At 73.3% G+C, this 26776-nt stretch carries 20 protein-coding genes; 13 read left to right on the top strand and 7 right to left on the bottom strand.

Annotated elements, in window-relative coordinates; genetic code table 11:
* The 4 genes from ABT299_RS26400 to ABT299_RS26385 all read right to left on the bottom strand — a co-directional run.
* Window positions 1-1185: carboxylate-amine ligase (locus ABT299_RS26400; RefSeq protein WP_500252351.1), on the bottom strand; the 1185-nt coding region annotated here is incomplete at its 3' end.
* 111 nt (window positions 1186-1296) lie between these two features.
* Window positions 1297-2064, bottom strand: coding sequence for a methyltransferase domain-containing protein (locus ABT299_RS26395; protein ID WP_190859827.1), 768 nt, complete (start codon window positions 2062-2064; stop codon window positions 1297-1299).
* 39 nt (window positions 2065-2103) lie between these two features.
* A complete protein-coding gene (locus ABT299_RS26390) occupies window positions 2104-2883 on the bottom strand; it encodes an alpha/beta fold hydrolase (protein WP_500252350.1) in 780 nt (259 codons plus the stop codon).
* 82 nt (window positions 2884-2965) lie between these two features.
* A complete protein-coding gene (locus ABT299_RS26385; protein ID WP_190859831.1) occupies window positions 2966-4597 on the bottom strand; it encodes a PucR family transcriptional regulator in 1632 nt (543 codons plus the stop codon).
* Between the two features lie 172 nt (window positions 4598-4769).
* Here ABT299_RS26385 and ABT299_RS26380 point away from each other — a divergent pair, with 172 nt between their 5' ends.
* Window positions 4770-6098: an aspartate aminotransferase family protein gene (locus ABT299_RS26380; protein ID WP_500252349.1), complete on the top strand. Its 1329-nt coding sequence runs from the start codon at window positions 4770-4772 to the stop codon at window positions 6096-6098.
* Window positions 6098-7615 carry a CoA-acylating methylmalonate-semialdehyde dehydrogenase gene (locus ABT299_RS26375; protein WP_500252348.1) on the top strand — a complete coding sequence of 506 codons (1518 nt, stop codon included), beginning with the start codon at window positions 6098-6100 and terminating at the stop codon, window positions 7613-7615. The genes ABT299_RS26380 and ABT299_RS26375 overlap by 1 nt, the downstream gene beginning before the upstream one ends.
* Here the strand turns inward: ABT299_RS26375 and ABT299_RS26370 are convergent.
* Window positions 7551-8975, bottom strand: coding sequence for a hypothetical protein (locus ABT299_RS26370; RefSeq protein ID WP_500252347.1), 1425 nt, complete (start codon window positions 8973-8975; stop codon window positions 7551-7553). The two genes, ABT299_RS26375 and ABT299_RS26370, sit on opposite strands and share 65 nt — an antisense overlap.
* Window positions 8976-9445: 470 nt before the next feature.
* On the opposite strand from ABT299_RS26370, the gene ABT299_RS26365 reads away from it, so the two are divergent.
* The 11 genes from ABT299_RS26365 to ABT299_RS26315 all read left to right on the top strand — a co-directional run bounded on the left by ABT299_RS26365 (window position 9446) and on the right by ABT299_RS26315 (window position 25506).
* Window positions 9446-9790 carry a hypothetical protein gene (locus ABT299_RS26365; protein ID WP_190859844.1) on the top strand — a complete coding sequence of 115 codons (345 nt, stop codon included), beginning with the start codon at window positions 9446-9448 and terminating at the stop codon, window positions 9788-9790.
* 365 nt (window positions 9791-10155) lie between these two features.
* Complete coding sequence (locus ABT299_RS26360; protein ID WP_500252346.1) at window positions 10156-11418, top strand: ABC transporter substrate-binding protein; 1263 nt, start codon at window positions 10156-10158, stop codon at window positions 11416-11418.
* A 609-nt stretch (window positions 11419-12027) separates the two neighbouring features.
* On the top strand, window positions 12028-13065 hold the full coding sequence (locus ABT299_RS26355; protein ID WP_500252345.1) for a sensor histidine kinase: 1038 nt from the start codon (window positions 12028-12030) through the stop codon (window positions 13063-13065).
* Between the two features lie 101 nt (window positions 13066-13166).
* Complete coding sequence (gene dxr, locus ABT299_RS26350; RefSeq protein WP_500252358.1) at window positions 13167-14387, top strand: 1-deoxy-D-xylulose-5-phosphate reductoisomerase; 1221 nt, start codon at window positions 13167-13169, stop codon at window positions 14385-14387.
* Window positions 14388-14455: 68 nt separating this feature from the next.
* Window positions 14456-15655, top strand: a complete 1200-nt coding sequence (locus ABT299_RS26345) for a M50 family metallopeptidase (protein ID WP_387027382.1) — start codon at window positions 14456-14458, stop codon at window positions 15653-15655.
* A gap of 110 nt (window positions 15656-15765) precedes the next feature.
* Complete coding sequence (ispG, locus tag ABT299_RS26340) at window positions 15766-16959, top strand: flavodoxin-dependent (E)-4-hydroxy-3-methylbut-2-enyl-diphosphate synthase (protein ID WP_277820238.1); 1194 nt, start codon at window positions 15766-15768, stop codon at window positions 16957-16959.
* A 332-nt stretch (window positions 16960-17291) separates the two neighbouring features.
* Complete coding sequence (locus ABT299_RS26335; protein ID WP_500252344.1) at window positions 17292-18950, top strand: alpha/beta hydrolase; 1659 nt, start codon at window positions 17292-17294, stop codon at window positions 18948-18950.
* A gap of 360 nt (window positions 18951-19310) precedes the next feature.
* Window positions 19311-22406, top strand: coding sequence for an alpha/beta hydrolase (locus ABT299_RS26330; RefSeq protein ID WP_500252343.1), 3096 nt, complete (start codon window positions 19311-19313; stop codon window positions 22404-22406).
* A 119-nt stretch (window positions 22407-22525) separates the two neighbouring features.
* Complete coding sequence (locus tag ABT299_RS26325; protein ID WP_190868632.1) at window positions 22526-23368, top strand: GNAT family N-acetyltransferase; 843 nt, start codon at window positions 22526-22528, stop codon at window positions 23366-23368.
* A gap of 114 nt (window positions 23369-23482) precedes the next feature.
* On the top strand, window positions 23483-24481 hold the full coding sequence (locus tag ABT299_RS26320; RefSeq protein ID WP_500252342.1) for a helix-turn-helix domain-containing protein: 999 nt from the start codon (window positions 23483-23485) through the stop codon (window positions 24479-24481).
* Between the two features lie 116 nt (window positions 24482-24597).
* Entirely contained in the window at window positions 24598-25506 is a 909-nt protein-coding gene (locus tag ABT299_RS26315) for a hypothetical protein (protein WP_190868625.1), read from the top strand.
* A 1-nt stretch (window position 25507) separates the two neighbouring features.
* Here ABT299_RS26315 and ABT299_RS26310 read toward each other — a convergent pair whose 3' ends face one another.
* Together ABT299_RS26310 and ABT299_RS26305 are read right to left on the bottom strand one after the other, a co-directional pair.
* A complete protein-coding gene (locus tag ABT299_RS26310) occupies window positions 25508-25939 on the bottom strand; it encodes a DUF3037 domain-containing protein (protein ID WP_500252341.1) in 432 nt (143 codons plus the stop codon).
* Complete coding sequence (locus ABT299_RS26305; protein WP_190868624.1) at window positions 25936-26763, bottom strand: HipA family kinase; 828 nt, start codon at window positions 26761-26763, stop codon at window positions 25936-25938. Before ABT299_RS26305 ends, ABT299_RS26310 begins: the two co-directional genes overlap by 4 nt.
* Window positions 26764-26776 lie beyond the last annotated feature (13 nt).

The raw sequence follows: 26776 nt of genomic DNA, 5'->3' as shown, positions 1-26776 counted from the left end.
GAAAAGGACGCCGTCGTCGTCGCCGACGACCAGGTCGCCGCGGTCGATCGTCCACTCGCCCACGGCGGCCGACGTCAGCGAGGTGGTGCGGCGGACGGCGTCCGAGACGACGGCGGTCACGTCGCGGGTGCGGGCGTACACGGCGCGTTGCACCTGGGCGCCGTTGCCGCGCTCCAGGATGCCGTGCAGCAGCCGGGTGGCGGTCGTCAGGTCGCCCGCGCGGTCGAGCGCCGGGCCGAGATGCTCCAGCAGCGCGCGGACCACCTCGTGGACGGGCGCGGCCCGGCGGGTCGCGGGGTGCACGAGGTCCTCGCGCAGCCCGGACCGCCCGGCCCGCCACATCGCCAGCCGCATCAGGTCGGCGCGGACGGGGTCGGGCGGCTCGCCCGCTTGCCACGACTCGGCGGCGGTGTCGACCATGGCGCGGACCAGCGCGGCGATCAGCACGGCGTCGTCGGCGTGCATGCACACGTCGGGGACGCGGATCTCCACGGTGGGGTAGCGGCGGGACAGCCGCGCGTCGTAGTAGATCATCCCTTCGTCGACGAGCGCGCCGGTGTCCAGCAGCGCCTCGACGGTCGCGCGGTAGGCCTTGGCGGAGCCGAACAGCTCCGTCGGGCCGCTGGACGGCCACCGCCCCCACACCTGGTACCGCCAGCTGTCGTAGCCGGTGTCGGCGCCCTGCCAGAACGGGGAGTTGGCGCTGAGGGCCAGCAGCGCCGGCAGCCAGGGCCGGATCCGGTCGAGGACGGCGACGCCCTCGTCCGGCGTCGCCACGCCCACGTGGACGTGGCAGCCGCAGGTGAGCTGCTCGTCGGTGGTGGCGGCGTAGGCGTCCGACATGCGCCGGTAGCGGTGGGTCGGGGACAGCGAGGGGCGGACGGCGACCGGGGAGGTGGCGAGGGCGGCGACCGTGATGCCGACGCCCGCCGCGGCCTGCGCCGCCGCCTGCCGCGCCGACCTGACGTGCGCGGACACCTCGTCGAGGGTGCGGCAGACGGGGGTGCAGATCTCCAGCTGCTCGCGCTGCAGCTCGCATTCCAGCGGTTCGGACCGCCGCCCGCCGTTGAACAGGACCTCGGCGTGGCGGCGGGCGTACTGGACGACGGAGCCGGAGACGGCCTGCGGCACGCCGCTGACGGGGTCGACGAGAAGGAGCTCCTCTTCCACCCCGAAGGTGCGCATACCCGTCGAACTGCGAAGTGTCACTACATGGTTGTGCCCTCAGCGCACTGAAGTACCTCCTCCAGGTGACACCCGGATGGCCGGAGGCGGCGCGCGGAGGGCGCGGAAGGGCTAGCGGGCGGGGCCGGGAGCCGCCTGGGCGAGGACGACGATGAACGAGGCCGTCACCATGACCGGACCGCGGTCCAGATGGTCCAGCCAGCGGCGGGCGGCGTCCCGGTCCAGGTGGCCCGCCTCGACGGCGCGGCCGGTGGTGCGGCGCAGCCCGAACACCTGTTCGGCCGTGGCCGGATCGCGGAACACCGGGGCCGCGTTCAGCACCGACAGGACCGCGAACCCGGCCGCCTCCGCCAGCCGCGGGACCTGCCGGCCCATCGCCCGGTTCCGGTTGGCGCTCCCGGCGACGAACCGGGTGAACGCCAGGCTCGTCTCCAGGTCGGGGTGGTCGATCGCGAGCGTGTCCCAGTCGGGTTCGGCGAGCGCCAGCAGCCCGCCCGGCCGCAGGACGCGGCGCAGCTCGCCGAGGGCGCGGGGCGGGTCGTCCAGGTGCATCATCACCCGGTCCATCCGGGCCCGGTCCACGGAGGCGGCGTCCAGGGGGAGGGCGTGCGCGTCGGCCCGCTCCACCCGGACGCCCGGCAGGTCCGCGGTGCGGCGCCGCGCCTCGTCCGCCATGGCCGCGTCGTGATCGACGCCGATCACGGTGCCGGACGGCCCGGTCGCGGAGGCGAGGGCGGCCAGGTCGGTGCCCGGCCCGCAGCCGACGTCCAGGAGCGTGTGGCCGGGCTCGATGGAGAGGGACTCCAGCATATGGCGCTTGTAGGCGTGCGCCACGTCCGTCCCGGCGACCCTGTCGAGGTAGTCGATGCTCGCTGCCATGCGGCGATCAAACCAGCCGGATGTGGAGGAGATGTGCGCTCACGGTGCCAGCCATGTGCTCAGCAGCTCTCCCGTCTCCTCCAGGCGGTCGATGTAGAGCATGTGGCCGGACTCGATCTCGCTGATCGTCAGCGCGTCGCCGAGTGCGGCGCGGCAGTCCACGACGAACTCCGGCCGCACCAGGTCCGCGAGCGTCGCGATCACCAGGTGGGTCGGCAGGCCGGCGGGCGGCGGGACGTGGGGGCGGGCCATCTCCGAGTACGCCGCCACGATCGCGGCCCGCTCGTACCGCCAGCGGGTGCGGCCGTCCGGGCCGTGCTCCAGGTGCTCGCCCACCTCGTCGCTCACGGTCTCCTCGGAGGCCAGGGACCAGCGCGCCACCAGCGACGCGCGCGCCTCGACGGCGTCCGCGAACGACACCTCCGCCATGTACCCGCGCGCGGTCCTCGCGGCGTCCTCCGGGTCGAGCCCGATCGCCGGGTCCAGCAGGACGAGCCGCCGCACCCGCTCTGGCGCGGTCCGCGCCAGATGCACCGCGATCATGCCGCCGTAGGAGTGCCCGACGAGGTCGGCCGTCTCCAGGCCCTCGGCGTCCATGACCGCCAGGACGTCCTCGACGTGCTGCTCGACGCCCCACGGCGGCAGGTGCGGGGAGCGGCCGTGCCCGCGCAGGTCGGGCGCGAGGGTGTACCGGTCCGCGAGGTGCCGCTCGGCCGTCCGCCGCCACCGGGCCCCGTGCCCCGTGACGCCGTGCAGGGCGACCAGCGGCTCTCCCGATGGATCTCCGTACCGATGAACATGCAACGCCGCGTCCGTCATGCTGGAAAGCGTAAACGCGGAGTAAGCCAGGGGCCCGCCGTTCGCCGATCGCCTCCCGCCGATCCCCGGCCCCCCGCGCCGGTCAGGACCGTTCCCAGCGGACGGAGCTGAGGGCGAGCAGCGCGACGTGGAGGGAGACGCACGACTCGACGTCGTCGAGGTCGGCGTCGAGGACCCGCTCGATGCGGCGGAGCCGCTCGTAGAAGGCCGGGCGGGACAGGTGGGCCTGCTGGGCGGCGACGGCCTTGTTGCGCCCCGACTCCAGGTACAGCTCCAGGATGCGGGTCAGGTCGCTGCCGCGCTGCGCGTCGTACTCCAGCAGCGGGCCGAGCTCGCGCTCGACGAACGTCTGCACGCGGGCGTCGTCGCGCAGCAGGTGCAGCAGGCCGCGCAGCCGCAGGTCGGGCAGCCGGTAGAACAGCCGTCCGCCGGAGCCGCGGGCGGCGACGTCGGCGACCTGCTCGGCCTCCAGGAACGAGCGGCGGACGTCCCGGATCGTCTCCACCACGGACCCGGCGGCCATCACGGTGTCGCCGCCGGACTGCTTGCGGATCCGGGTGGCGACCTCGGTGAGCGCGGTCTCGGCGTCGGCGCGGGCGGGCAGCGAGGCCAGCACGCCGACCCGGGCCTGCGGCCCGCCCTCGTCCAGCACGCCGACCAGGGCGGCGAGGCGGGCGTCCTTGCAGGCGGCGGCGACCGTCTCGGCGAGCGCCGACAACTCCCCGACGGGCGGCGCGGACCCGCGCGCCGCGTGGGCGGGGCCGCGGTGCCGCAGCACGGCGCCGAGCAGCCGGCGGCCGGACAGCGGCACGCCCAGCGCGCGGGCGCGCGCGGCGGCCTCCTGCGGGTCGGAGTAGGCGTGCGCGAGGATCCGGGCGATGATCGTCCCGTGCGCCTGCCGCTCGACGCTCTCGGCGTGCCGGTCCAGCAGCCGGCCGAGCGCGAGGGTGGTCGCGGCCCGCTCGATCAGCACGGTCTCGCGCGGCGACGGCGGCGAGCCGAGCACGATGATCAGCCGGCCCCAGTCCTCGCCGCGGGCGCCGACCGTGGTGACGAGCCAGCCGGACGCGGCGTCGTAGCCGGTGCGGGTGCGGGGCCGGACGGCGCGCGAGCGGGTCTCCCACGCCGACAGCAGCTCGGCGGGGTCGCGGCCGGCGGCGTCGGCGGCCAGCACGCGGTGCGAGAGGTTCTCCAGCACGACCGGGTGCCCGCCGATCGCGGCGACCTGCCGGACGACCTCGTCGGTGGAGGCGCCCTCCACCGACAGCTGGGTGAAGATCTCGTGCAGCTGCTCGGAGGCGCGCAGCTCGGCGAACTGCTCCTGGACGATCCGGGCGTGCACGGACTCGGTGATGTCGACGAACGCCGGCTCGTGCGCCAGCACGACGACCGGGAGGCCGAGCTCCTCGGCGGCGGCGACCAGCGCGGCGGGCGGCCGGCTGGCGTAGCGCCGGCCGAGCTCGATCATCAGGCCGCTGACGCCGACCTCGGCGAGCTCGGCGATGTAGGCGCGCAGCCGGTCCGGCTCGTCGGGCAGCGCGATGCCGGTGGTGAGCACCAGCTCGCCGCCGTGCAGCAGGTGCGCGATGTCGGTGACCTCGGCGACGTGCACCCAGCGGACGAGGTTGCCGGTGCGGTCGGCGCCCGCGACGACGCGCGGCTGCCCGCGGCGGACCGCGTCGAGCTGGAGGACGTCGTCGAGTGTGGGCAGCATCGCCCGCGATGATATCCGACAGCCTGTCAACGCTGATGACCGCGAGGTTTACAGGGTGTAGGCGCCTGGGGGAGGCGTCCGGCGCCGCCGTGTTCCACTCCGTCAACCGGCGGGCCGGTGTCGTGACACTCTGCCGCTGGCCCCGCCGCCGCGCCGCACCGAGACTTGGCACATGTCGGAACACGCGAACCTGCTCCGGCGCCACAGGGCGGTCATGCCGTCCTGGTTGGCGCTCAACTACCAGGACCCCATCGAGATCGTCGGCGGCAAGGGAAACCGCGTGACCGACGCCGAGGGCAACGGCTACCTCGACTTCTTCACGGGCATCCTGACCAACATGATCGGGTACGACGTGCCCGAGGTGCGGGAGGCGGTGGAGCGGCAGCTCGCCACCGGCGTCGTGCACACCTCCACCGCCTACCTGCTGCGCGGCCAGATCGAGCTGGCCGAGAAGATCGCCCGGCTGTCCGGCATCCCGGACGCGAAGGTGTTCTTCGCCAACTCCGGCACCGAGGCCAACGAGACGGCGCTGCTGCTGGCCGCGTACGCGCGGCGCAGCGACCAGGTCCTCGCGATGCGGCAGAGCTACCACGGCCGCTCGTTCGGCGCGACGGGCATCACCGGCAACCGGGCGTGGACGAACCTGTCCTACTCGCCGCTGAACGTCCACTTCCTGCACGGCGCGGACCGCCACCTCCCGCAGTTCGCCGGCATGTCGGACGAGGCGTACGCCGACGCGTGCGTGCAGGACCTGCGGCACGTCCTCGCGACCGCGACCGGCGGGGACGTCGCGGCGCTGATCGCCGAGCCGATCCAGGGCGTCGGGGGGTTCACGATGCCGCCGGACGGGCTGTTCGCCGCCTACAAGGAGGTCCTCGACGAGGCGGGCATCCTGTTCATCTCGGACGAGGTGCAGACCGGGTGGGGGCGGACGGGCCAGGGCTTCTGGGGCATCGACAACCACGGCGTGACGCCGGACATGATGACGTTCGCCAAGGGCCTCGGCAACGGGTTCGCGGTCGGCGGCGTCGTCGCGCGCGGCGACCTGATGGACGCGCTGCACGCCGTCGGGCTCTCCACGTTCGGCGGGAACCCGGTCTCGATGGCGGCGGCGAACGCGACCCTCGACTACGTCCTGGACCACGACCTGCAGGCCAACGCCGCGAAGCAGGGCCGGACGATCATCGGCGGGCTGCGGGAGGCGGCGGCGCGGTTCCCGGTCGTCAAGGACGTCCGCGGCAAGGGCCTGATGTTCGCGGTCGAGCTGGCCGACCCGGAGACCGGCGAGCCGAGCCCGCCGCTGGCCGTCGCGCTGATGGAGGCGGCCCGCGAGCGGGGGCTGCTGGTCGGCAAGGGCGGCCTGTACGGCAACGTGGTGCGCATGGCACCGCCCCTCACCCTGACCGACGCCGAGGCCCTGGAGGGCCTGGGCGTCCTGATCGCCTCGCTGGAGTCCGTCACCGCGGACGCCGCGCTGAACGCAACCGGGAAGACCGCCTGATGACCGACGCAGAGTCCCAGCGCAAGCACATCACCCACTGGATCGGCGGCAAGCCGTTCGACGGGGAGGCCGCCCGGCGCGGCGACGTCTACGAGCCCGCGACCGGCCGCGTCGCCGGGCACGTCGACTTCGCCTCGGCCGCCGAGGTGGACGCGGCCGTCGCCGCCGCGAAGGCCGCGTTCCCCGCCTGGCGGGACGCCTCCCTCGCCAAGCGGGCGTCCGTGCTGTTCCGGTTCCGCGAGCTGGTCGCCGCGCACCGCGACGAGCTGGCCCGGCTCATCTCGTCCGAGCACGGCAAGGTGCTGTCGGACGCGGCGGGCGAGGTCGCGCGCGGACTGGAGGTCGTGGAGTTCGCCTGCGGCATCCCGCACCTGCTCAAGGGCGGGTTCTCGGAGAACGTGTCGACTCGGGTGGACGCCTACTCGATCCTCCAGCCGCTCGGCGTGGTCGCCGGGATCACCCCGTTCAACTTCCCGGCGATGGTCCCGATGTGGATGTTCCCGGTCGCGATCGCGTGCGGGAACACGTTCGTGCTCAAGCCGTCGGAGAAGGACCCGTCGGCGTCGGTGCGGATCGCCGAGCTGTGGGCCGAGGCGGGCCTGCCCGACGGGGTGTTCAACGTCGTCCACGGCGACAAGGCGGCGGTGGACGGCCTGCTGCGCCACCCGGACGTGAAGGCGGTCAGCTTCGTCGGCTCGACGCCGATCGCGAAGTACATCTACGAGACGGCCGCGGCGAACGGCAAGCGGGTGCAGGCGCTCGGCGGCGCGAAGAACCACATGCTGGTGCTCCCGGACGCGGACCTGGACCTCGCGGCGGACGCGGCGGTGTCGGCGGGCTTCGGCTCGGCGGGGGAGCGCTGCATGGCGATCTCCGTGGTGGTGGCCGTCGACCCGGTCGGCGACGAGCTGATGGCGAAGATCCGCGAGCGGGTCGCGAAGCTCAGGGTCGGGCCGGGCGACGACCCCGAGGCGGAGATGGGCCCGCTGGTGACGAGGGCGCACCGCGACAAGGTCGCCTCGTACCTGGACTCCGGGGTCGCGCAGGGCGCCACCCTCGCGGTCGACGGCCGCGGGACGCCGGTGCTCGGCGGCGCCGGGGACGGCTTCTGGCTGGGCCCGACCGTCCTCGACCACGTCACCCCGGAGATGGACGCCTACAAGGACGAGATCTTCGGCCCGGTCCTCGCGGTCGTGCGGGCCGGCTCGTACGACGAGGCCATGGAGCTGATCTCCGCGAACCCGTACGGCAACGGCACCGCGATCTTCACCAACGACGGCGGGGCGGCGCGCCGCTTCCAGAACGAGGTGGAGGTCGGCATGGTCGGGATCAACGTCCCGATCCCGGTGCCGATGGCGTACTACTCGTTCGGCGGCTGGAAGGACTCGCTGTTCGGCGACAGCCACGCGCACGGCATGGAGGGCGTGCACTTCTACACGCGCACCAAGGCCGTCACGGCACGCTGGCTCGATCCGAGTCACGGCGGCGTGAACCTAGGGTTCCCCACCAACGGGTAGCGGTCTCCTCGTCGTCCGCGCGGTCGGCCTCGTCGCCGGCCGCGCGGCGGCGTATCGCCGAGAGGCCGAGGCCCACGGCCAAGCAGGCGAACGGCACCGTCGGGACGACGTAGCGGTAGTCGAAGTCGGCGCTGGCGATGGGGAACAGCAGGAGCGTGGCCGCCGTCCCCCACACCATCAGGACCTCGCGGCGCCGCCCGCGGGCAGCCAGGAGGGCGACCGCGCCCAGCCCGAACACGGCGCCGATGGCCGGTCCCGGCAGGAACCAGTGCCTCTGGTAGCCGATCATGCGGTCCGCCTGCGGCCGGACGACCTCGCTCGGCGCGCCCGTCCGGCCGTACCGCATCGCGTCAGCGAGCACGGTGCCCGGCGCGCCATGCCGGTCGGCGTAGGCGAGCCCGCTGGGGAACAGCTGCGGCCGGTCGGGGAAGTGGTACAGCCGCTCGGTCGTCGAGTTCGGGTAGGGGTACCGGCGCGGGCTGAAGGCGCGCCCGACGCCCTCGCCGACCGCCCGCAGGTAGTCGCCCGGCTGCGCCAGGATCGCGCGGACGGAGAAGTCCCGGAGCCTGCTGTTCGCCTCCGGCGACACCACGGGCGACAGCAGCTCGCGCGGCGGGATGTCGCCGCGCCAGATCAGGTGGCCGGGCGCCTCGCGCCGCTCGTCGGCGCCCGGGGGCAGGCACAGGGCCGCCTCCTCCGGCGGCGGGCGCATCTTCGCGCAGTCGGCGAACCCGGCCGTCCGCCCCCACAGGTAGATGCCGTCGGACGTGGTGAGCGCGTAGGTGCCGCGCCCGGCGTGGAACCACATCGCGTACGCGACGAGCGGGACCGCGGCGGCCGCGCCGAACGCGAGCGCGGCGCGCCACCCCCGCCGACGCAGCAGCAGGCAGAGCAGGACGACCGGGACCACCGGCGCGCCCGCCGACCGGACGAGCACCGCGTAGCCGAGCAGCAGGCCGGCGGCCAGGGCCGTCCACCCCGGCGGGGCCCGCCCGTCGCGGACGCGCCAGAGCAGCAGCGTCAGCGCGCCCGCGATCAGGAACATGAACAGCGTCTCGGACATCAGCAGGTGTTCGAGCTCGATCTGGTACGCGTCGTACAGCACGGGCAGCGTGACGAGGGCGGACGCCCAGGCGGGCAGCCCGGCGCGGCACAGCACCGCGTACGCCATCACCGCGATCGCGAGCCCCATGAGGTGCTGGACGACCACGACGGCGGTCAGGCTGTGCAGCGGTTCCAGCAGCCGCAGCACGAACGAGTACCCGAGCGTCTTGCTGGGCGACGGCGCGGGCCGCAGCGCGTAGCCGACGTAGAAGTACGAGTCGCCCGTGAACCACAGCCCGTGCGGGTAGGCGCGCACCGCCGTCCAGCGCAGCGCGGCACCGCCCGCGAGCGCCAGAACGAACGGCGCGTGGCGGAGATACCGACGAAACGCCCAGATGGCAATAAATGGCGCAAAAAGCCTTGACGGCACGCGGGACCGCCTCGCGGTGCTCGATGTCGGAACACGGGTACCGGCCACGCTAGCCGCGGGCGGTGACGCGACGGTGAACGCGGGATTGCGGCCGGTGACCCGCGCCGGGGCGCCCGGCGCGAACCGGCAGGCCGGGCCGGGTGTCCGGTACTTTCCCACAGCCGTGGATATCCGTCGTTGATTTTCGTCCGGGCCCTCCGGACGAATAATGGCTCCACCCATTGACGGCGTCTGTGGCGGGCGACACAATCGCACTATCAATTAAAAGGGGCGAAATTAAAAGTCAGGCTCCGGAGTCAGAACGGGATCCGGCGTTCCGGTGACCGGTGGGACGGGACGAGCAGGAGTGCCGCGCTATGACCGCTGACGACCACGCCGCGGAGGTCGACGCGCTCGGCCGGCGGTTCCCGGGCTGGACGATCTGGTTCGGGCCGTTCACCCGCCGCTGGTGGGCGCTTCCACCCCGCGAGCGCGACCTCGGCGACTTCCTGGAGGCCGACACCCCGCAGAGCCTCATCGCACGGATAGAGGTGGTCAAGCACACCGCACCCAGGCATCCCTCCGACGACGGCCCCAGGCCGTTCCGCGACCCCCGGCAGAGCGCGCGGCGTCCCTCGAATCTCCTCCGTCTCGAGGGCGTCACACCGCCGCCGCCGCGCCGGGCGCCGGTGACCGCGTGGCCAGGCAGCACTGCAAGGTGATCCGCTGTTCCCCAACCTCGCCACGTCCACCGGCTGCACCGCGGCCCCGGGAAGGGCAGCCCGCGCCACATCCCTCTCCAGCAACCTCCGTGTGGCGCGGACACCGGCACCCACCGCCCTCCCGGGGCCGTGGCGTTTCCGCATACGAACCGGAAATGACTTTATGAATGGTCCCGGCCCGAGTAGCGATCTTCTGTAATATCGCCGCTCGGCGGCCCGAGTCGGAAGAGCCGCCACCGGAAACCTGCGAATGGCTTGCGGACGGCCCCCGGCGCCCTCGTGAATGGCGGCCGGGCCGCGGCCGGCCCGGCGTCCCGGGCGGGGCGCGCACCGCTCCGCCGTGCCGGAGGCGCTACGCTGCGCCGATGGGTCCGTCCGCGACGGGGGACGGCTCTGCGGAGGGGATCGGGAGCGACATGCGGCGGAGGGCCGGCCGGCGGACGGACGGCGGGAGGCTGGCGGCGCTGGCGGTGACCGCGGTGCTGGCGGTCGCGGGCCTCGGCGCGTGCAGCGAGGAGAACCCGGAACCGGTCGGCGTCGCGAAGGTGGCGAGCACGCTCGGCCCCGGCGAGGGCTCCCTCGACCTGCTGGCGATGCCGGGCTCGGTGGAGAGCGGCACCACCGATCCGCGCGTCGACTGGGTCACTCCCTTCCAGGAGCGCACCGGCTGCAAGGTCGGCGTGAAGCTGGTCAAGACCCCGCAGGAGATGTACGACCTCATGCGCAACACGGACCGCCGCTACGACGGCGTCGCCGCGCCGCCCGAGGTCGCGGGCCGCCTCGTCGCCGAGCATCAGGTCACCGCGGTCAACACCAGCCTCGTGGACGGCTACAAGAAGCTGCAGCCGAAGCTGCGGGGCCTGCTGAAGCAGGACGGCAAGTACTACGGCGTCCCCTACGTCTGGGGCGCGAACCTCCTCATGTACGACACCCGCACCGTGCAGCCGCCGGCGAGCTGGTCGGCGCTGTTCGACCCCGAGCAGGCCCGCCGCTACTCCGGGAAGCTGATCGTGCGCGACAGCCCGCTCGCGATCGCGGAGGCCGCGCTCTACCTCAAGGGCCACGACCGCAAGCTCAAGATCGACGACCCGTACTCGCTGACGCCCCGCCAGCTCGCCGCCGCCGGCCGGGTCCTCTCCCGGCAGCGCCCGCACGTGCTGAAGTACTGGGAGCAGCCCGCCGACGCGATCAGCGCGTTCGCCGGGGGAGCGGCCGTGCTCGGCGAGGCCGGCCCCTACCAGGTCGACGTGCTGGACCGCGCCGGCAAGCCCGTCCAGGCCGCCGAGCCGTCCGAGGGCGTCACCGGCTGGATGGACGCGTGGATGATCGGCGCCCGCGTCCAGCACCCGAACTGCATGTACCAGTGGCTGCAGTGGACCGCGTCCCCGGACGTCCAGCAGCAGGTGGCCGAGTGGACCGGCGTCGCCCCCGCCAACCCGCAGGCGTGCTCCGGCGACCGCCTCCGCGCGGGCTTCTGCGGCGCCTTCCACGTCGGCGACCGCGACTACATCGACAAGATCATGTTCGCGCACGCGCCCACCCGCGTCTGCGGCGGCAAGACCAAGAAGGCCGACTGCACCGACTACGCCGAGTGGACCAAGACCTGGATCGAGTCCACCAAGGCGTGACGCACGCGTCCGTCAAGGGTCTCTCCGGCGCGCCCGACCGCCCCCAGTCGGGCGCGCCTCTCGGGTGGTCCCGGGCGTCCCCCCGAAGGCCCGGGTCACCCTTCTCCCTGGAGAGACCTCCACGACGACGGCGTCGATGGCCGTCGTCCGCACCGGGGCCGGTTCCTCGACCGGCCGTCCGGCGTTCGTGAGCGGCTCCCATGGGCCCCGCGGCGTGCGGGGTGCCGGTGGGGCCGGTGCGCAGTCGTCGCACGCGAACACCCCGGTGGAGTCCGGCAGGCGGCCGACGCGGACGCGCGGCCGGGGCCATTTCTTGCGGCAGACGACGCAGGCGTCGCCGAGGCGCTGAGCGGGGCTCAGCGTTCCCGGGTCGAACGTCGGCTCGCCCGTCTGGCCCATGTCCCCATCCCCCTGGCGGGAGTCGAATCACGTCACTCCTTTATAGGCGGGATCGGGTGTTGTCCCTGCTAGTGAAGGTGAAAAGGGCGGCAAAGGCTCTCGTGTCGACCGTCCGTTCATGATCATCGGGGGTTAACGGCGGGGCGGAGCACACGCGCACCGGGCGAGAGCTTTGCCATCTTTTGGTGGGTTATTGCGTACAAAGGAGATATGTCTGTCCGGATCGATGCGCGGCGCGTCCGGCCGCGGTCCGAGCGGGCACGCGTGACGCTGGCGGCGGCGGCCGCCGCCGGCCCCTCGCTCGCCGCCGCGGTGGCCGCGGCCGCGGCCGCGCTCGCGCTGCTCGCGGACGTCCGCCGCGCCGCCGTCCTCGCCGCCGTCATGGCCGCCCTGGGCGCGGTCGCCGTCGCCGTCGCGGGATTGGGTGCGTGGGCCGCCGCCGGCCGGGCGCTGCGGCCCGTGGAGCGGCTCGAAGCGGAACTGGCCGAGATCACCGCCGCCGACCCGGCCCGCCGCCTCGCGGTCCCCGACGGCCGCACGGGGGCCGGCCGGCTCGCCCGCCGCGTCAACGGCGTCCTCGACCGGCTGGAGCGCGCGACGCTGCACCGGCGGAGGTTCATCGCGGACGCCTCGCACGAGCTGCGCACGCCCCTGGCCGGCCTGCGGACGCAGATCGAGCTGGCCCTCGCCGACCCGGAGGATCCCGAGCTCGTGGACACGCTGCGCCGCTCGCTGCGCGACAGCGAGCGGCTGCACCGCATCGTCGACGACCTGCTCGCGCTGGCCCGGCTGGAGTCGGGGACGATGCCGGACCGCGAGCCGGTCGACCTCGCGGCGCTGGTCGAGGCCGAGGCCGCGCGGCGGACGGCCCCGGTCCGAGTGCACGCCAAGGCCGAGCCCGGCCTCACCGTGCACGCCGACCGGTTCGAGGTCACCCGGCTGCTGCTCAACCTGCTCGACAACGCCGAGCGGCACGCGGACGGGCTGGTCGAGGTGGAGGCCCGGCAGGAGGGCGACAGCGCGATCGTGGAGGTGCGCGACGACGGGCCGGGCATCCCGCACGCCGACCGCGACCGCGTCTTCGAGCGCTTCACCAGGCTGGACACCGCGCGGAGCCGGTCCGAGGGCGGCAGCGGCCTCGGCCTGGCGCTCGCCCGGCAGATCGCCGCCGTCCACGGCGGGACCCTGCGGGCCGCGGACGGAGCGCTCGGCGCGCGCCTCGTGCTGCGCCTCCCGCTCGCCGACTGACCGGCGCCCCGGACCGCGTCCCGCCGGTCCGGCGCCGGGCGCGCCGGCGCCCGGCAGGGCGGCGGGACGCCCGCGCGCCGATGTCCGACAATGGTGCGGTGATGTCTCCCTCTGGCGCGGCCGCGCCCTCCGCACGAGAACTCGTCGTCCTCGGCTCCACCGGCTCGATCGGGACCCAGGCCCTCGACGTCGTCCGCCGCAACCCCGACCGGTTCCGGATCGCGGGCCTCGCGGCCGGCGGCGAGCGGGTGGAGCTGCTGGCCGCGCAGGCGCTGGAGTTCCGCCCGGAGGTCGTCGCGGTGGCCAAGGCGTCCGCCGCGCAGGAGCTCCAGCTGGCGTTCTACGCCGAGGCCAAGCGGCGCGGCTACGCCTCCGGCGACTACGCCATCCCGAAGATCGTCGCCGGTCCGGAGGCGGTCGCCGAGGTGGCGGCGTGGCCGTGCGACGTGGTGCTGAACGGGGTGACGGGCGCGCTCGGCCTGGCCTCCACCCTGGCCGCGCTCGACGCGGGCCGCACGCTCGCGCTCGCCAACAAGGAGTCGCTGATCATCGGCGGGCCGCTGGTGAAGGAGCGGGCGCGGCCGGGGCAGATCGTCCCGGTCGACTCCGAGCACTCGGCGCTCGCGCAGTGCCTGCGCGGCGGCCGGGCGGAGGAGGTGCGGCGGCTGGTGGTGACCGCCAGCGGCGGCCCGTTCCGCGGCAAGGCCCGCGCCGAGCTGGCCGACGTCACGCCCGAGCAGGCGATGAAGCACCCGACCTGGGACATGGGCCCGGTCATCACCATCAACTCCGCGACCCTGGTCAACAAGGGCCTGGAGGTCATCGAGGCGCACCTGCTGTTCGACGTCCCGATGGACCGGATCGAGGTCGTGGTGCACCCGCAGTCGATGATCCACTCGATGGTGGAGTTCACCGACGGGTCGACGCTGGCCCAGGCGAGCCCGCCCGACATGCGGCTGCCGATCGCGCTCGGCATCGAGTGGCCGGACCGCGTCCCGGACGCCGCGCCCGGCGTCGACTGGACGCAGGCGCACACCTGGGAGTTCTTCCCGCTCGACGACGAGGCGTTCCCGGCCGTCGCGCTCGCCCGCCGCGCCGGCGAGCTGGGCGGGACGGTCCCCGCCGTCTACAACGCGGCCAACGAGGAGTGCGTGGAGGCGTTCCGTGCCGGACGGCTGCCGTTCCTGGGGATAGTCGACACGATCACGCGGGTAGTGGAGGAGCACGGGTCCGGGACGCCGGGCGAGCTGACGCTGGACGATGTGCTGGCCGCCGACGCCTGGGCGCGCGCACGGACCAGGGAAGCGACCGGCCTGGGCTGAGCCCCGCGGGGCCGGCCGGGCGCCGGAGGAGATCCCTCGGGCGGGACCGGACCCGGAAGGGGGATCGGATGGCCTTCGCCTTGGGCGCGGTGGCGTTCGTCATCGCGCTGCTCGTGTCGGTGATGCTCCACGAGGGCGGGCACCTGCTCACCGCCAAGCGGTTCGGGATGAAGGCCACGCAGTACTTCGTCGGGTTCGGCCCGACGCTGTGGTCGCGGACCCGCGGCGAGACCGAGTACGGCGTCAAGGCGATCCCGCTCGGCGGCTTCGTCAAGATCATCGGCTATACGCCGCTGGAGGAGGTCGACGAGGCCGACCGGCCGCGCGCCTTCTACCGCCAGCCCGCGGGGCGGCGCGCGATCGTCATCGCGGCGGGCGTCGTGGTGAACTTCGTGTTCGCGTTCGTGCTGCTGATGGCGATGGCGATGACGGTCGGCGTCCGGCAGCCCGGCACGGTGACCACGACGGTCGACCAGGTCAGCACCTGCGTGCCGGCGCGGCTGCAGGACGGTTGCGGCGGCGGCCGCCCGGCGTCGCCGGCGAAGGCGGCGGGGCTGCGCGCGGGCGACCGCGTGCTCTCCTTCAACGGCACGCCGGTGGCGGACTGGGACGAGCTGCGCGACGCCATCGACAAGGCCAAGCCGGGGGAGACGGTCCCGGTCGTCGTGCAGCGCGCGGGCGTCCGGCAGCCGGTGACGTTGCGCATGCGGTTGGCGGACGTCGGCGGGGAGCCGTTCGTCGGGCTGTCCGCGCGGGTGGTCGGCTCCGGCTACGAGCGGACGGGCCCGGTCAACGCGGCGGTGTTCGGCGGCCGCGCCATCGGCAGGACCGTGCAGAGCATGGGGCAGATCGTGGTGGACCTGCCGGCGGCGATCCCGAAGCTGTTCACCCCCGAGCGGCAGAGCTCGCCGGGCGGCCAGGTCGGCAGCGTGGTCGGCGCGACGGAGGTGTCGGGGCAGATCTTCTCCTCGCACAGCACCGTCCGTGACAAGATCGCTCTGTATCTGTCGCTGGTCGTCTCGGTGAACATCTTCTTAGGAGCGCTCAACGTCGTCCCTCTGCTGCCGCTGGACGGCGGGCACCTCGCGGTCGTCGCCTACGAGCGGTTGCGGGTGCGCTTCAACGCCGTCAGGGGACGTCCGGATCCGGGCACCGTCGATATGACCAAGCTCATGCCCTTGACATATCTGGCGGTGCTGGTGCTGGTGGGGCTCGGCGTGCTGCTGATCCTCGCGGACCTGGTCAACCCCCTCCAGATGCCGCAATGAGCGAGAAGGTTTACCGGGCGTAGCCGAGCGGTCACACTATTCCATGCCGGTCGCCGTCACCTCATCCATGCGGGGCGCCTAGGCTGGGCAGAGCGAGTCAGAGGAGAGGGATGAGCGTTTCACTGGGTATTCCGACGGTCCGCGGCGAGGGCGACGGACAGGGGGCGCAGAGCCTGGTCGCGACGCGCCGCAAGTCGCGCCAGATCATGGTCGGCGACGTGCCGGTCGGCGGCGACGCGCCCGTGTCGGTGCAGTCCATGACCACGACCCTCACCGCCGACGTCAACGCCACGCTGCAGCAGATCGCGGAGCTGACCGCGTCCGGCTGCCAGATCGTCCGGGTGGCGGTCCCGTCGCAGGACGACGCCGAGGCGCTGCCCGCGATCGCCAAGAAGTCCCCGATCCCGGTCATCGCCGACATCCACTTCCAGCCCAAGTACGTGTTCGCGGCGATCGACGCGGGCTGCGCGGCGGTCCGGGTCAACCCGGGCAACATCAAGAAGTTCGACGACAAGGTCGGCGAGATCGCGCGCGCCGCGCAGGACGCGGGCGTGCCGATCCGGATCGGGGTGAACGCCGGCTCGCTGGACAAGCGGCTGCTGGAGAAGTACGGCAAGGCCACCCCGGACGCGCTGGTGGAGTCGGCGCTGTGGGAGTGCTCGCTGTTCGAGGAGCACGGCTTCCGGGACATCAAGATCTCGGTGAAGCACAACGACCCGGTCGTGATGATCCAGGCGTACCGCAAGCTCGCCGCCGCCTGCGAGTACCCGCTGCACCTCGGCGTGACCGAGGCGGGGCCGGCGTTCCAGGGCACGGTGAAGTCGGCGGTGGCGTTCGGCGCGCTGCTGAGCGAGGGGATCGGCGACACGATCCGGGTGTCGCTGTCGGCGCCTCCGGTCGAGGAGGTCAAGGTCGGCACGGCGATCCTGGAGTCGCTCGGGCTGCGGCAGCGCGGCCTGGAGATCGTGTCGTGCCCGTCGTGCGGCCGGGCGCAGGTGGACGTCTACACGCTCGCCGAGCAGGTCACCGCGGGCCTGAAGGACTTCCCGGTGCCGCTGCGCGTCGCGGTGATGGGCTGCGTGGTGAACGGCCCCGGCGAGGCGCGGGAGGCCGATCTCGGCGTCGCGTCCGGCAACGGCAAGGGCCAGATCTTCGTCAAGGGCGAGGTCGTCAAGACGGTGCCGGAGTCGCAGATCGTGGAGACGCTGATCGAGGAGGCCATGCGCATCGCCGACGACATGGGCATCGAGATCGGCGAGGACGGGTCGGTGTCCGGCCCGGGCGCGCAGGTCGTGGTGAGCTGACGCCGGCGCGGTGATGTGACGGCCGCGGCCGCGTAGGCGGCCGGGGGCGGGCCCCGACAAGGGTCCTCGGGTGATGAGCCCGGGGGCCCTTTTTCGCGTTGTGGCCGGTGGCCGGGGGTGCGGGTGTGCCCGGCCCGGTCGGTCGCGGCGCGCACACCCCACGGAATGCCCGGAACCGGAACGTTCGGGTGGATCACAAAGTTCCGTGGATCTTGTCACGATTCCGCATCTGGTCACGACAAGCTCTGTTGTCGGACTTGTCCGCAGAGCAACAATCTTCACTTGTTTGCCCAAATGTCCGACTCATCCGAGTCGACAGGTTAGGGGGATATGTGAAGAGGACTGTCGTCGTGGCCGCGGTGGCCGGGCTCGGGCTGGCCGGGCTCGGCACCGCGAGCGCACAGGCTGCGGGCCCCTCCGCGGCCGGCGGGTTCGACCCCGCCGCGGTCAAGTGGCACGCCTGCCCGGCGGACTTCGTCCAGCAGGTCCACGACCTGTACGACGGGCTGTACCCGGTCTCCAAGATCGTGCAGTGCGGCGAGCTGCAGGTGCCGCTGGACTACGCGCAGCCGAACGGCAAGAAGATCACGCTGCAGCTGACCCGCACCCCGCACACCGGCACGGGCGCCGCCAAGGGCGACATGGTGGTGAACCCGGGCGGACCGGGCGGCGGCGGCGCGCTGTTCGGCCCGCGGGTGTTCGCGCAGAACTCCGCGGCGCTGAAGGACGCCTACAACGTCATCGGGTTCGACCCGCGCGGCGTCGGGATGAGCGTCCCCTCGCTCAGCTGCGACCCGAACTACACCAACGCCCCCCGCCCCGACTACGGCACCGGCGACCGCGCCTCGGTCTCCGTGTGGCTGAAGAAGTCCAAGGCGTACACGGACGCGTGCAAGAAGGCCGACAAGATCGGCCTGCTGAACCACATCAAGACGACCGACTCCGTCCGCGACATGGAGTCGATCCGCAAGGCGCTGAGCGACAAGAAGCTCGACTACTACGGCGCCTCGTACGGCACCTACCTCGGCTCCGTCTACGCGACGATGTTCCCGAAGACCGTGGGCCGGATGGTGCTGGACGGCAACGTCGGCCCGTCGGACGTGTGGTACGACGCCAACCTGAACCAGGACGTCCAGTTCGACAAGAACATGGACTACTACTTCGGGTGGATCGCCGAGTACGACTCCGTCTACCACCTGGGCACCACCCAGGCGGGCGTGCGGTCGTTCTTCTACAAGCTCCGCGCCACGCTCAAGACCAAGCCGGTGTACTACACCGACCCGAGCAGCGGCCAGAAGTTCGCCGTCGGCCCGGACGAGCTGACCGACGTGATCCAGAACGCCGCGTACCGCCGCAGCCAGTCCCTGTGGAACGCCTACGCGGTGGGCCTGGAGGCGTACAAGACCGGTGACGCCGAGACGTTCGTCGGCACCTTCGGCGCGCAGACGACCGGCGGCGCGGACGACAACGAGTTCGCCGTCTACAACGCCGTGCAGTGCACCGACGTCCAGTGGCCGACGAGCTGGGCGAAGTGGGAGCGCGACAACGTCCGTATCAACAAGAAGCACCCGTTCCTCACCTGGGGCAACGTGTGGTTCAACGCGCCGTGCCTGACCTGGCCCGCCAAGGCCGGCACGCCGGTGAACGTCGGGCGCAACCCCCAGCTGCCGCGCAACATCCTGCAGTTCGAGGGCAGCGAGGACGCGGCGACGCCGCTCGCCGGCGCGCTCGACATGCACCGTCGGCTCAAGGGCTCGCAGCTGGTGATCCAGGACGGCGACCGCACGCACTGCATCGTGCACCGCGGTTCGGCGGCCGTGGACGCCATCTTCGACCGGTACTTCCTGACCGGGGAGCGTCCGGGCCAGTCCGTCACGCACGTCCCGCAGCTCGGCGACCCGGTGCCGCCGGCGCAGACGTCCGCCAAGACCAAGTCGCTGTCCACGACGGTGACGAAGGCGGCGCGGCTGAGCGACGACGTCATCCGCTGAGACCCGTGACCGGCTGACCGGGCGTCCGCCCGGCCGGCCGCCGCGGAACGGCCGAGAGGGCCCCGGGGAGCGATCCCCGGGGCCCTCTTCGCATGCCGGTCGCCCGCAGACCGACCGCAGACCGACCGCAGACCGACCGCAGATCGCCCGCCGGTCGTTCGCCGGTGCGTCCCTCGCGGACCGACATCACGAACATTGGTGGATCTTGTCACGATTTCGCATCTGGTCATCAGCGACTCTCCCGCCATATCGCCCCGAACCGCCACAATCACCACGCAATCCACGCATCCGCATGCATCGGCGCCGCTCCCCCCTCCGAGCCCGACGGGGGCTCCGGAGCCGCCGATACGAGGGGGTCAAGTGAGAAGGATCGTCATCGTCACGGCCGCCGCGGCCGTGGCGGCCGGCGGCACCGTCGCCGCCGTCTCCGCGAACGCGGCCACCGGCCCGTCCGCGGCGAACCTGGTCGCGGCGAGCGGCATCAACTGGGGCAAGTGCGAGGTCAGCGGGCCGAACGACCCGATGAACAAGGCCCAGTGCGCCCAGGTCCAGGTGCCGCTCGACTACGCCAAGCCGAACGGCCGCAAGATCTCCATCGCGGTGTCGCGCTACAAGCACACCGACGACAAGAACTACCAGGGCGTGCTGTTCGTCAACCCGGGCGGCCCCGGCGGCACCGGCATCGAGTACGCGCCCGCCCTGGCCCGCTGGATGGGCGGCGTCGGCCACGCCGCCACCGCCGCCAAGTACGACATCATCGGCTTCGACCCCCGCGGCGTCGGATCCAGCCAGCCCGCGCTGACCTGCGACAAGACCTGGTACGACCCGGTGCGGCCGGACTACGTCCCGCAGACGGCGAAGGACGAGGCCGTCTGGAAGGCCAAGGCCAAGAAGTACGCGGAGGACTGCCAGCGCAAGTTCGGCTGGATGCTGCCGCACATGCGCACCACCGACGCCGCCCGCGACGTCGACGTCATCCGCGGCGCGCTCGGCCAGCAGAAGATCAGCTGGTACGGCTTCTCCTACGGCACCTACTTCGGCGCCACCTACGCCACGCTGTTCCCGAACCGCGTGAAGCACATGGTGCTGGACGGCAACGTCAACCCGAAGACGGTCTGGTACGACGCCCAGCTCGAGCAGGACAAGGCGTTCGAGAAGAACATGAAGTCCTGGTGGGCCTGGACCGGCAAGTGGGACTCGGTCTACCACCTCGGCACGACCGAGAAGGCCGTCGAGGCGAAGTACTACGCCGCCCGCGCCGCCGCGAAGAAGTCCCCGATCGGCGGCAAGATCGGCCCGGACGAGCTGGACGACATCGTCCTGACCGCCGGCTACAACACCGGCTACTACATCCCGTTCGCGCAGGCCCTGTCGGACTGGGTGAACAAGAAGGACGCCTCCGGGCTGCTCGACTGGCTGAACACCGGCGGCGAGGACAACGACTTCGCCGTCTACAACGCCGTCCAGGCCGCCGACGCCAAGTGGCCGCGGAACTGGAACAAGTGGCACGACGACGCGGCCAAGCTCTACAAGGAGGGCTACCGCTTCAACACCTGGAGCAACGTCTGGTTCAACGCGCCCATCGCGTTCTGGCCGTTCCAGGGCGGTCCCGCGCTGAAGCTGAAGGCGAGCAAGAGCCTGCCCGGCATGCTGCTCGTCCAGTCGTCGCAGGACGCCGCGACCCCGGTCGCGGGCGGCTACAACATGCACAAGGTGTTCCCGTCCTCGCGGCTCGTCCTGGAGGTCGGCGGCAAGACCCACGCCAACACGCTGAACGGCAACGCGTGCCTGGACGACAAGGTCGCCGCCTACCTGGACACCGGCGCGCTGCCGAAGAGCGCCAAGGGCGCGGACGCCTACTGCAACGCCGTCCCGGCGCTGAACGACCCGAACCCGACGGCGATGACGGCCAAGGCCGCCGGCGCCGTCGCGCTCGCCGTCGCCGGTACCGCCGCCCCGTCCCCCGCGACCGCCGCCCCCGGACGGCCCGCCGGGCTCGCCTGGCACCCCTGCCCCGCCAAGGACCCGGTCGAGGGCGCCCGCCTCAAGGGCCTGCAGTGCGCGACGCTCCGGGTGCCGCTGGACTACGCACACCCGCACGGCGAGCAGATCACCCTGGCGCTGTCCCGCGCGCGGCACACCGCGAAGAAGAGCCAGGGCGCCGTACTGCTCAACCGCGGCGGGCCGGGCGCGCACGGCCGCGACCTCGCGGGCGTCTTCCGCGCGGCGATGCCCCGCGGCGTTGCCGCGTCCTACGACTGGATCGGCTTCGACCCGCGCGGCGTCGGTGCGAGCAGGCCCGCGCTGGTCTGCGACAGGAGCTACCAGGACCCGGGGCGCGCGCGTCCCGACACCGTCCCGGAGAGCGCCGCCGCCGAGCGGGCGTGGAAGAAGCGGGCCCGCGCCTACGCCCGCGACTGCGCGAAGCGGTACCGGACCGTCCTGCCGCACATGGGGACGGCCGACTGGGTGCGCGACCTGGACGCGATCCGGCGGGCGCTGCACCAGCGGAAGATCAACTACTTCGGCTACTCGTACGGCACCTACCTCGGCGCCGCGTACGCCTCGGCCCACCCCGGCCGCGTCCGCCGCATGGTCCTCGACAGCGTCGTCAAGCCGAGCGGCGTCTGGTACGGCGACAACATCGACCAGAACATCGCGTTCGAGAAGCGCATCAAGGCGTTCTTCGCCTGGGTGGCCGATCACCACGCGCTCTACCGGCTCGGGAAGAGCGCGGGCCGGGTCGCCGGCGCCTACGACCGCGCCCGCGCCGCGCTGAAGGCCAAGCCGATCGACGGCAAGATCGGCCCGGACGAGCTGGACGACACGTTCCTCGCCGACGGCTACGGCGACTACGGCTGGGCCGCGCACGCCGCCGCGCTGTCGGCGTACGCCGTCCGGCACGACCCGGGCCCGCTCCGCAAGGTGTGGCAGCCGCCGTCCTGGCTGGACCAGAACAACTACGCCGTCTACAACGCCGTGCAGTGCCGCGACGCCGCATGGCCGCGCGACTGGCACCGCTGGCACTCCGACAGCGTCCGTCTCTATCGCGAGGGCTACAAGTTCGAGACCTGGAGCAACACCTGGTACAACGCGCCCTGCGCGTACTGGGGAGCCCCCGGCGGGCGGCCGCCCGAGGTGGGCGCCGGGTCGTCGCTCGCGCCGATGCTGCTGGTCCAGGGCACCGAGGACGCCGCCACCCCCTACCCGGGCGCGCTGGAGACCCACCGCCTGTTCCCCACGTCCCGGCTGCTCGTGCAGGTCGGCGGGGGCAACCACGGGGTGACGCTCTCGGGCGACCGGTGCGTCGACCGCACCGTCGCCGCCTACCTGGGCAAGGGCGCCCTGCCGCCGGACCGGCCGGGCCCGGACGCCACCTGCAAGGCCCCGGCGCCGCCCCGGCCCGGTCCCGCCAAGAAGGCCGGACGCTCCCACCACGCCGCCTCGCGCAAGTGAATCCCCCGGTGGGGGAGCCGGTGGAGGTACGAGCACCGGGGACGTCATAGGCTTGTCGGCGTGGTGCTGACAGTGCTGTACGCCGCGGCGGCCCGGTCCGGGAGCCGGTAGCCGTGCGCATGCTGGGTTCGCTGCCGGTCCGGGTCCTCGACGACCGGTACCGCGCGGAGGCGCTCGCGATCCTCGACGCCGACCCGGTGGCCAACGTGTTCGTCGGTTCCCGCGTGCACGCGGCCGGGCTCGACCCGCGCCGCCTCGGCGCCCAGATGTGGGGCTACATGCGGGACGGGCGGCTGTCCGCGCTGTGCTACTCGGGCGCCAACCTGATCCCGGTCGCCGCCGGGCCGGAGGCGATCCGCGCGTTCGCCGAGCGGGCGCAGGCGCAGGGCCGGCGCTGCTCGTCGATCGTCGGGCCCGTCGACGCGGTCGGCGACCTGTGGGAGATCCTGGCGCCGTACTGGGGGCCGCCGCGGGCCGTCCGCGCGTCCCAGCCGGTGATGGCCACCTCCGCCGTCCCGGACGTCCCGGCCGACCCGGGCGTCCGGCGGGTGCGGATGGAGGAGTTCGACGTCGTCTACCCGGCGTGCGTCGCGATGTTCACCGAGGAGGTCGGCGTCTCCCCGAACAGCGGCGACGGCGGCGTGCTGTACCGGGCCAGGGTCGCCGAGCTGATCCGCGACGGCCGCGCGTTCGCTCGCATCGAGGACGGCCGGGTCATGTTCAAGGCGGAGGTCGGCGCCGTCACCCCGCGCGCGTGCCAGGTGCAGGGCGTGTGGGTCCCGCCGGACCTGCGCGGGCGGGGCCTGTCGGTGGCCGGCATGTCGGCGGTGGTGCGGGAGGCGCTGCGCGGCATCGCGCCGACGGTGTCGCTGTACGTCAACGACTACAACACGCGGGCGCGGGCCGCCTACCGCCGCGTCGGCTTCGCCGAGCACGGCTCGTTCATGTCGATCCTCTTCTAGCCGGCGGCGAGGGCCAGGCAGCCAACATTTCCGGAGAAGCCCGACTTGTCGGAGCGTGCCGGATCTGCGGCGGACGCCTGACTCGGCGCCCGATCGGCCGGTACGATCCACGCCGTGGAGTTCGCCGAGGCGTTCCGGCAGGCCGTCCAGGCGAGCGGGCTCACCCTGGAGCGGATCCGCCACCGGCTCGGCCGGCGCGGCCTCACCGTCAGCGTGGCCACGCTGAGCCACTGGCAGCGCGGCCGCAGCCGCCCTCGTTCCCGCGCCGCCGTCGCGATCCTGGAAGAGGTCCTAGGGGTGGCGCCCGGCACGCTCACCGGCCCGCTGGACGAGGCCGGACCCGCCCCCGCCCCGGCGCGCGGGGGAGGGCCGTCCGGCGCCGCGCCCGCCTCGCCGGCCGCGGCGGGCGAGCTGTGGCCCGACCCGCGGCGGTACGCCGACCTCGTCGGGCAGCTCGACCGGTCCGGCGACCACCGGCTCGAACGGCTCAGCGTCCACGACGTCTACCGGCTGGACGCGGACGGCCCCCGCTGGACGCTGTCGGTCCGCGCCGTCCTGCGCGCGGCCGGCGACGACGTCGACCGCGTCGTCTGCGTCCACCGGACGGGCCCGGAAGCTCCGCAGGGCGACGCCCCGGCGGGCGACGTCCCGGTGGCCGACGTCCCGGCGGGCGGCGCTCCGGTAGGCGGCGATCCGGCGGAACCGGCCGGGCCGGGGGAGGGCGCGGCGGAGCTGTCCGCCGTCCGGTACTGCCGGCCCGGACGGGTCCGCGCGGGCGGCGGGCTGATGGCGTTCGAGCTGGTCTTCGACCGCGTGCTCACGGCAGGCGAGACGGCGGTGATCGAGTACGACCTCCGGCCGTCCGGACCGGACCCCGGCGGGCCGCCGGACGGCTACGACCGGCGCTTCTCCCGGCCCGTGCACGACTACGTCGCGATCGTCCAGTTCGGCACCGGGCGGCTGCCCGCCCGCTGCTACGGCTTCACCGCCGACGGGCCGCTCGCGCCGCGGCGGCGGCTCGGCGAGCTGTGGATCGGCACGTCGGGAAGCGCGAACATCGCGGTCGGGCCCGTCCGGCACGGCATCGTCGGGGTCGAGTGGGAGTGGGAGTGACGGAACGGGCGGTCGACTTCGGGGCGGCGGAGCCTTACAGTGAGGCCGAAGGTCGTGAACACGGCGGTCAAGGCCGTGCGGCGGGGGCCGGCCGGAGCGGATCCGGAGGCCGAGCTGTGCAGAGCGTGGCGGAGGACGACCTCCTCCAGGTCCTGCGGTACGGGCCCTTCAACGTGGCCCTGCACGCCGCCATCCAGGCGCGCGGCCTCAGCCTCGAATCGCTGCGCCGCCGGTTGGAGGCGCAGGGCGTCGCCGTCAGCCTGTCCACGCTGAGCTACTGGCAGCGCGGCCGGACCCGTCCCGAACGCGCCGGGTCGCTGCGCGCCGTCCGCGGCCTGGAGGTCATCCTCGAACTGCCCCGGCACTCCCTGCTCACCCTGCTCAAGCCGAACGCCGAGCGGCCGCCCGGGCCGTGGCCGCCGATCGAGGAGCTGTGCCCCGAGCCCGGCGTCCGCGACCTGCTCGACGAGATCGGCGACGGCGGCGAGCGCCTCCTCACCGGGCTCAGCCTGCACGACCAGCACGTCATCGGCCGCCGCCGGGAGCTGCGCGAGATCCGCACCCGCGCGGTGTTCCAGGCGCAGCGGCGCGGCGTCGACCGCTGGATCGCCGTCTACCACAACCCGCACGGCGCGCTGCCGGCCTCGCGGACCGCGCGGGGCTGCCGGTTCGGCCGCGTCCGGATGGACGCCTCCAGCGGCCTCATCGCCGCCGAGCTGCTGTTCGACCGGGCGCTCGGCCGCGGCGAGACGTACCTGCTGGAGTACGGTTTCGGGTTCGGCGAGTCCGGCCCGCCCGCCACCGAGGAGGGCCGCGGGTTCCGCACGCCCCAGCACGAGTACCTCATCGAGGTGAGCTTCCATCCGGCCGCGCTGCCCGCCCGCTGCTACCGGACGTGGCGCCCCGACGGCCACACCGCCCTGCAGGACGCCGCCGACCTGCGGCTGTCCAGCTACCACAACGTCCACTTCATCGAGTTCGGCATGCCGGCCGGCTACCACGGCATCCGCTGGGAGTGGTCCTGACCTAGGTGACGAGGAGGCCGAGGAGGCGGTCGAGCTCGGCGGCCGGATCCCCGGTGAGGCCGGCGTGCACCGGCCCCGGCTGGACGATCGTGCTGCGCGGCGCCGTCAGCCACCGGAACCGCGCGCCCGGCGCCTCCTTCGCGGCCTGCCCGGCGCCCGCGCCGCCGCAGCAGATCGCCTCCACGCCCTTCAGCGCGGACCGCACGCCGTCCAGGTCCAGCGCCGGGTCCAGGGCGCGCAGCCGCGGCTCGTCCAGGTGGGTGCGGCAGCCGAGGTAGTCCAGCGCCCGGCAGTACACGACGACGCCCACGTTCATGCTCTCGCCGCGCTCGACCCGGGGGACGACGCGCAGCGCCGCGTACTCGAAGACGGTGGGCTCGCCGGCCCCGCGGATGTTGCTCGTGCGGATGTCGCTCCTGGGGGCGTCGCTCACGAGGGACCGCCCAGCCAGCCCGGGCGGTTCTCGCCGCGGCGCGCCCCGGTGTCCGGCCGGTGGCCGCTGACGTCCAGGTCGGGCAGCCAGTCGCGGGGCTTGCCGGCGCGCGGCAGCAGGATGTCCACGTACGCGTCGCGCAGCTCCTGGGGACCGGCGAACCCGGGCTCGTTCTCCAGCCACCGGTCGGGCACCAGCCCGGTCACCTCGCGCAGCAGCGCCTCGGTGATCTTCGGCGCCAGCTCCGCCTCCGCCTCCTCCAGCCGCGTCGCGAACGGGGTGAGCACGTGGTCGTCCACGTCGTACGGCCCCGAGAACAGCCGCGCGGCGTTCGCCCACGCGTGGTGGAAGATGAGGCTCGCGCCGTGGTCGATCAGCCACACGTCGCCGTGCCAGACCAGCATGTTCGGGTTGCGCCAGCTGCGGTCGACGTTGCCGATGAACGCGTCCAGCCACAGCACCCGCGAGGCGAACAGCCGGTCGGGCCGCCAGCCGAGCGGGTCGAACCCGAGCGAGCCGGGCAGGAAGTCGACGCCGAGGTTCCAGCCGGGGCTGGCCTTCAGCAGGTCCTGCACGTCGGGGTCCGGCTCGTGCCGGCCGATGGCCGGGTCGAGGTCGATGAGCACCTGGTCGGGGACCCGGAAGCCGAGCCGCCGCGCCAGCTCGCCCGCGATCACCTCGGCGATCAGCGCCTTGCGGCCCTGCCCGGCGCCGTGGAACTTCATGACGTAGGTGCCGAGGTCGTCGGCCTCGACGACGCCCGGCAGCGACCCGCCCTCGCGCAGCGGCGTCACGTAACGGATGGCGGTCACATGTGGCAACACGCCGCAACGCTAC

The organism is Spirillospora sp. NPDC000708 (assembly GCF_040299565.1).
Lineage (GTDB): Bacteria > Actinomycetota > Actinomycetes > Streptosporangiales > Streptosporangiaceae > Spirillospora.
Note: the sequence above shows the minus strand (reverse complement) of the source record. Positions and strands in the feature narration are given on the sequence as shown.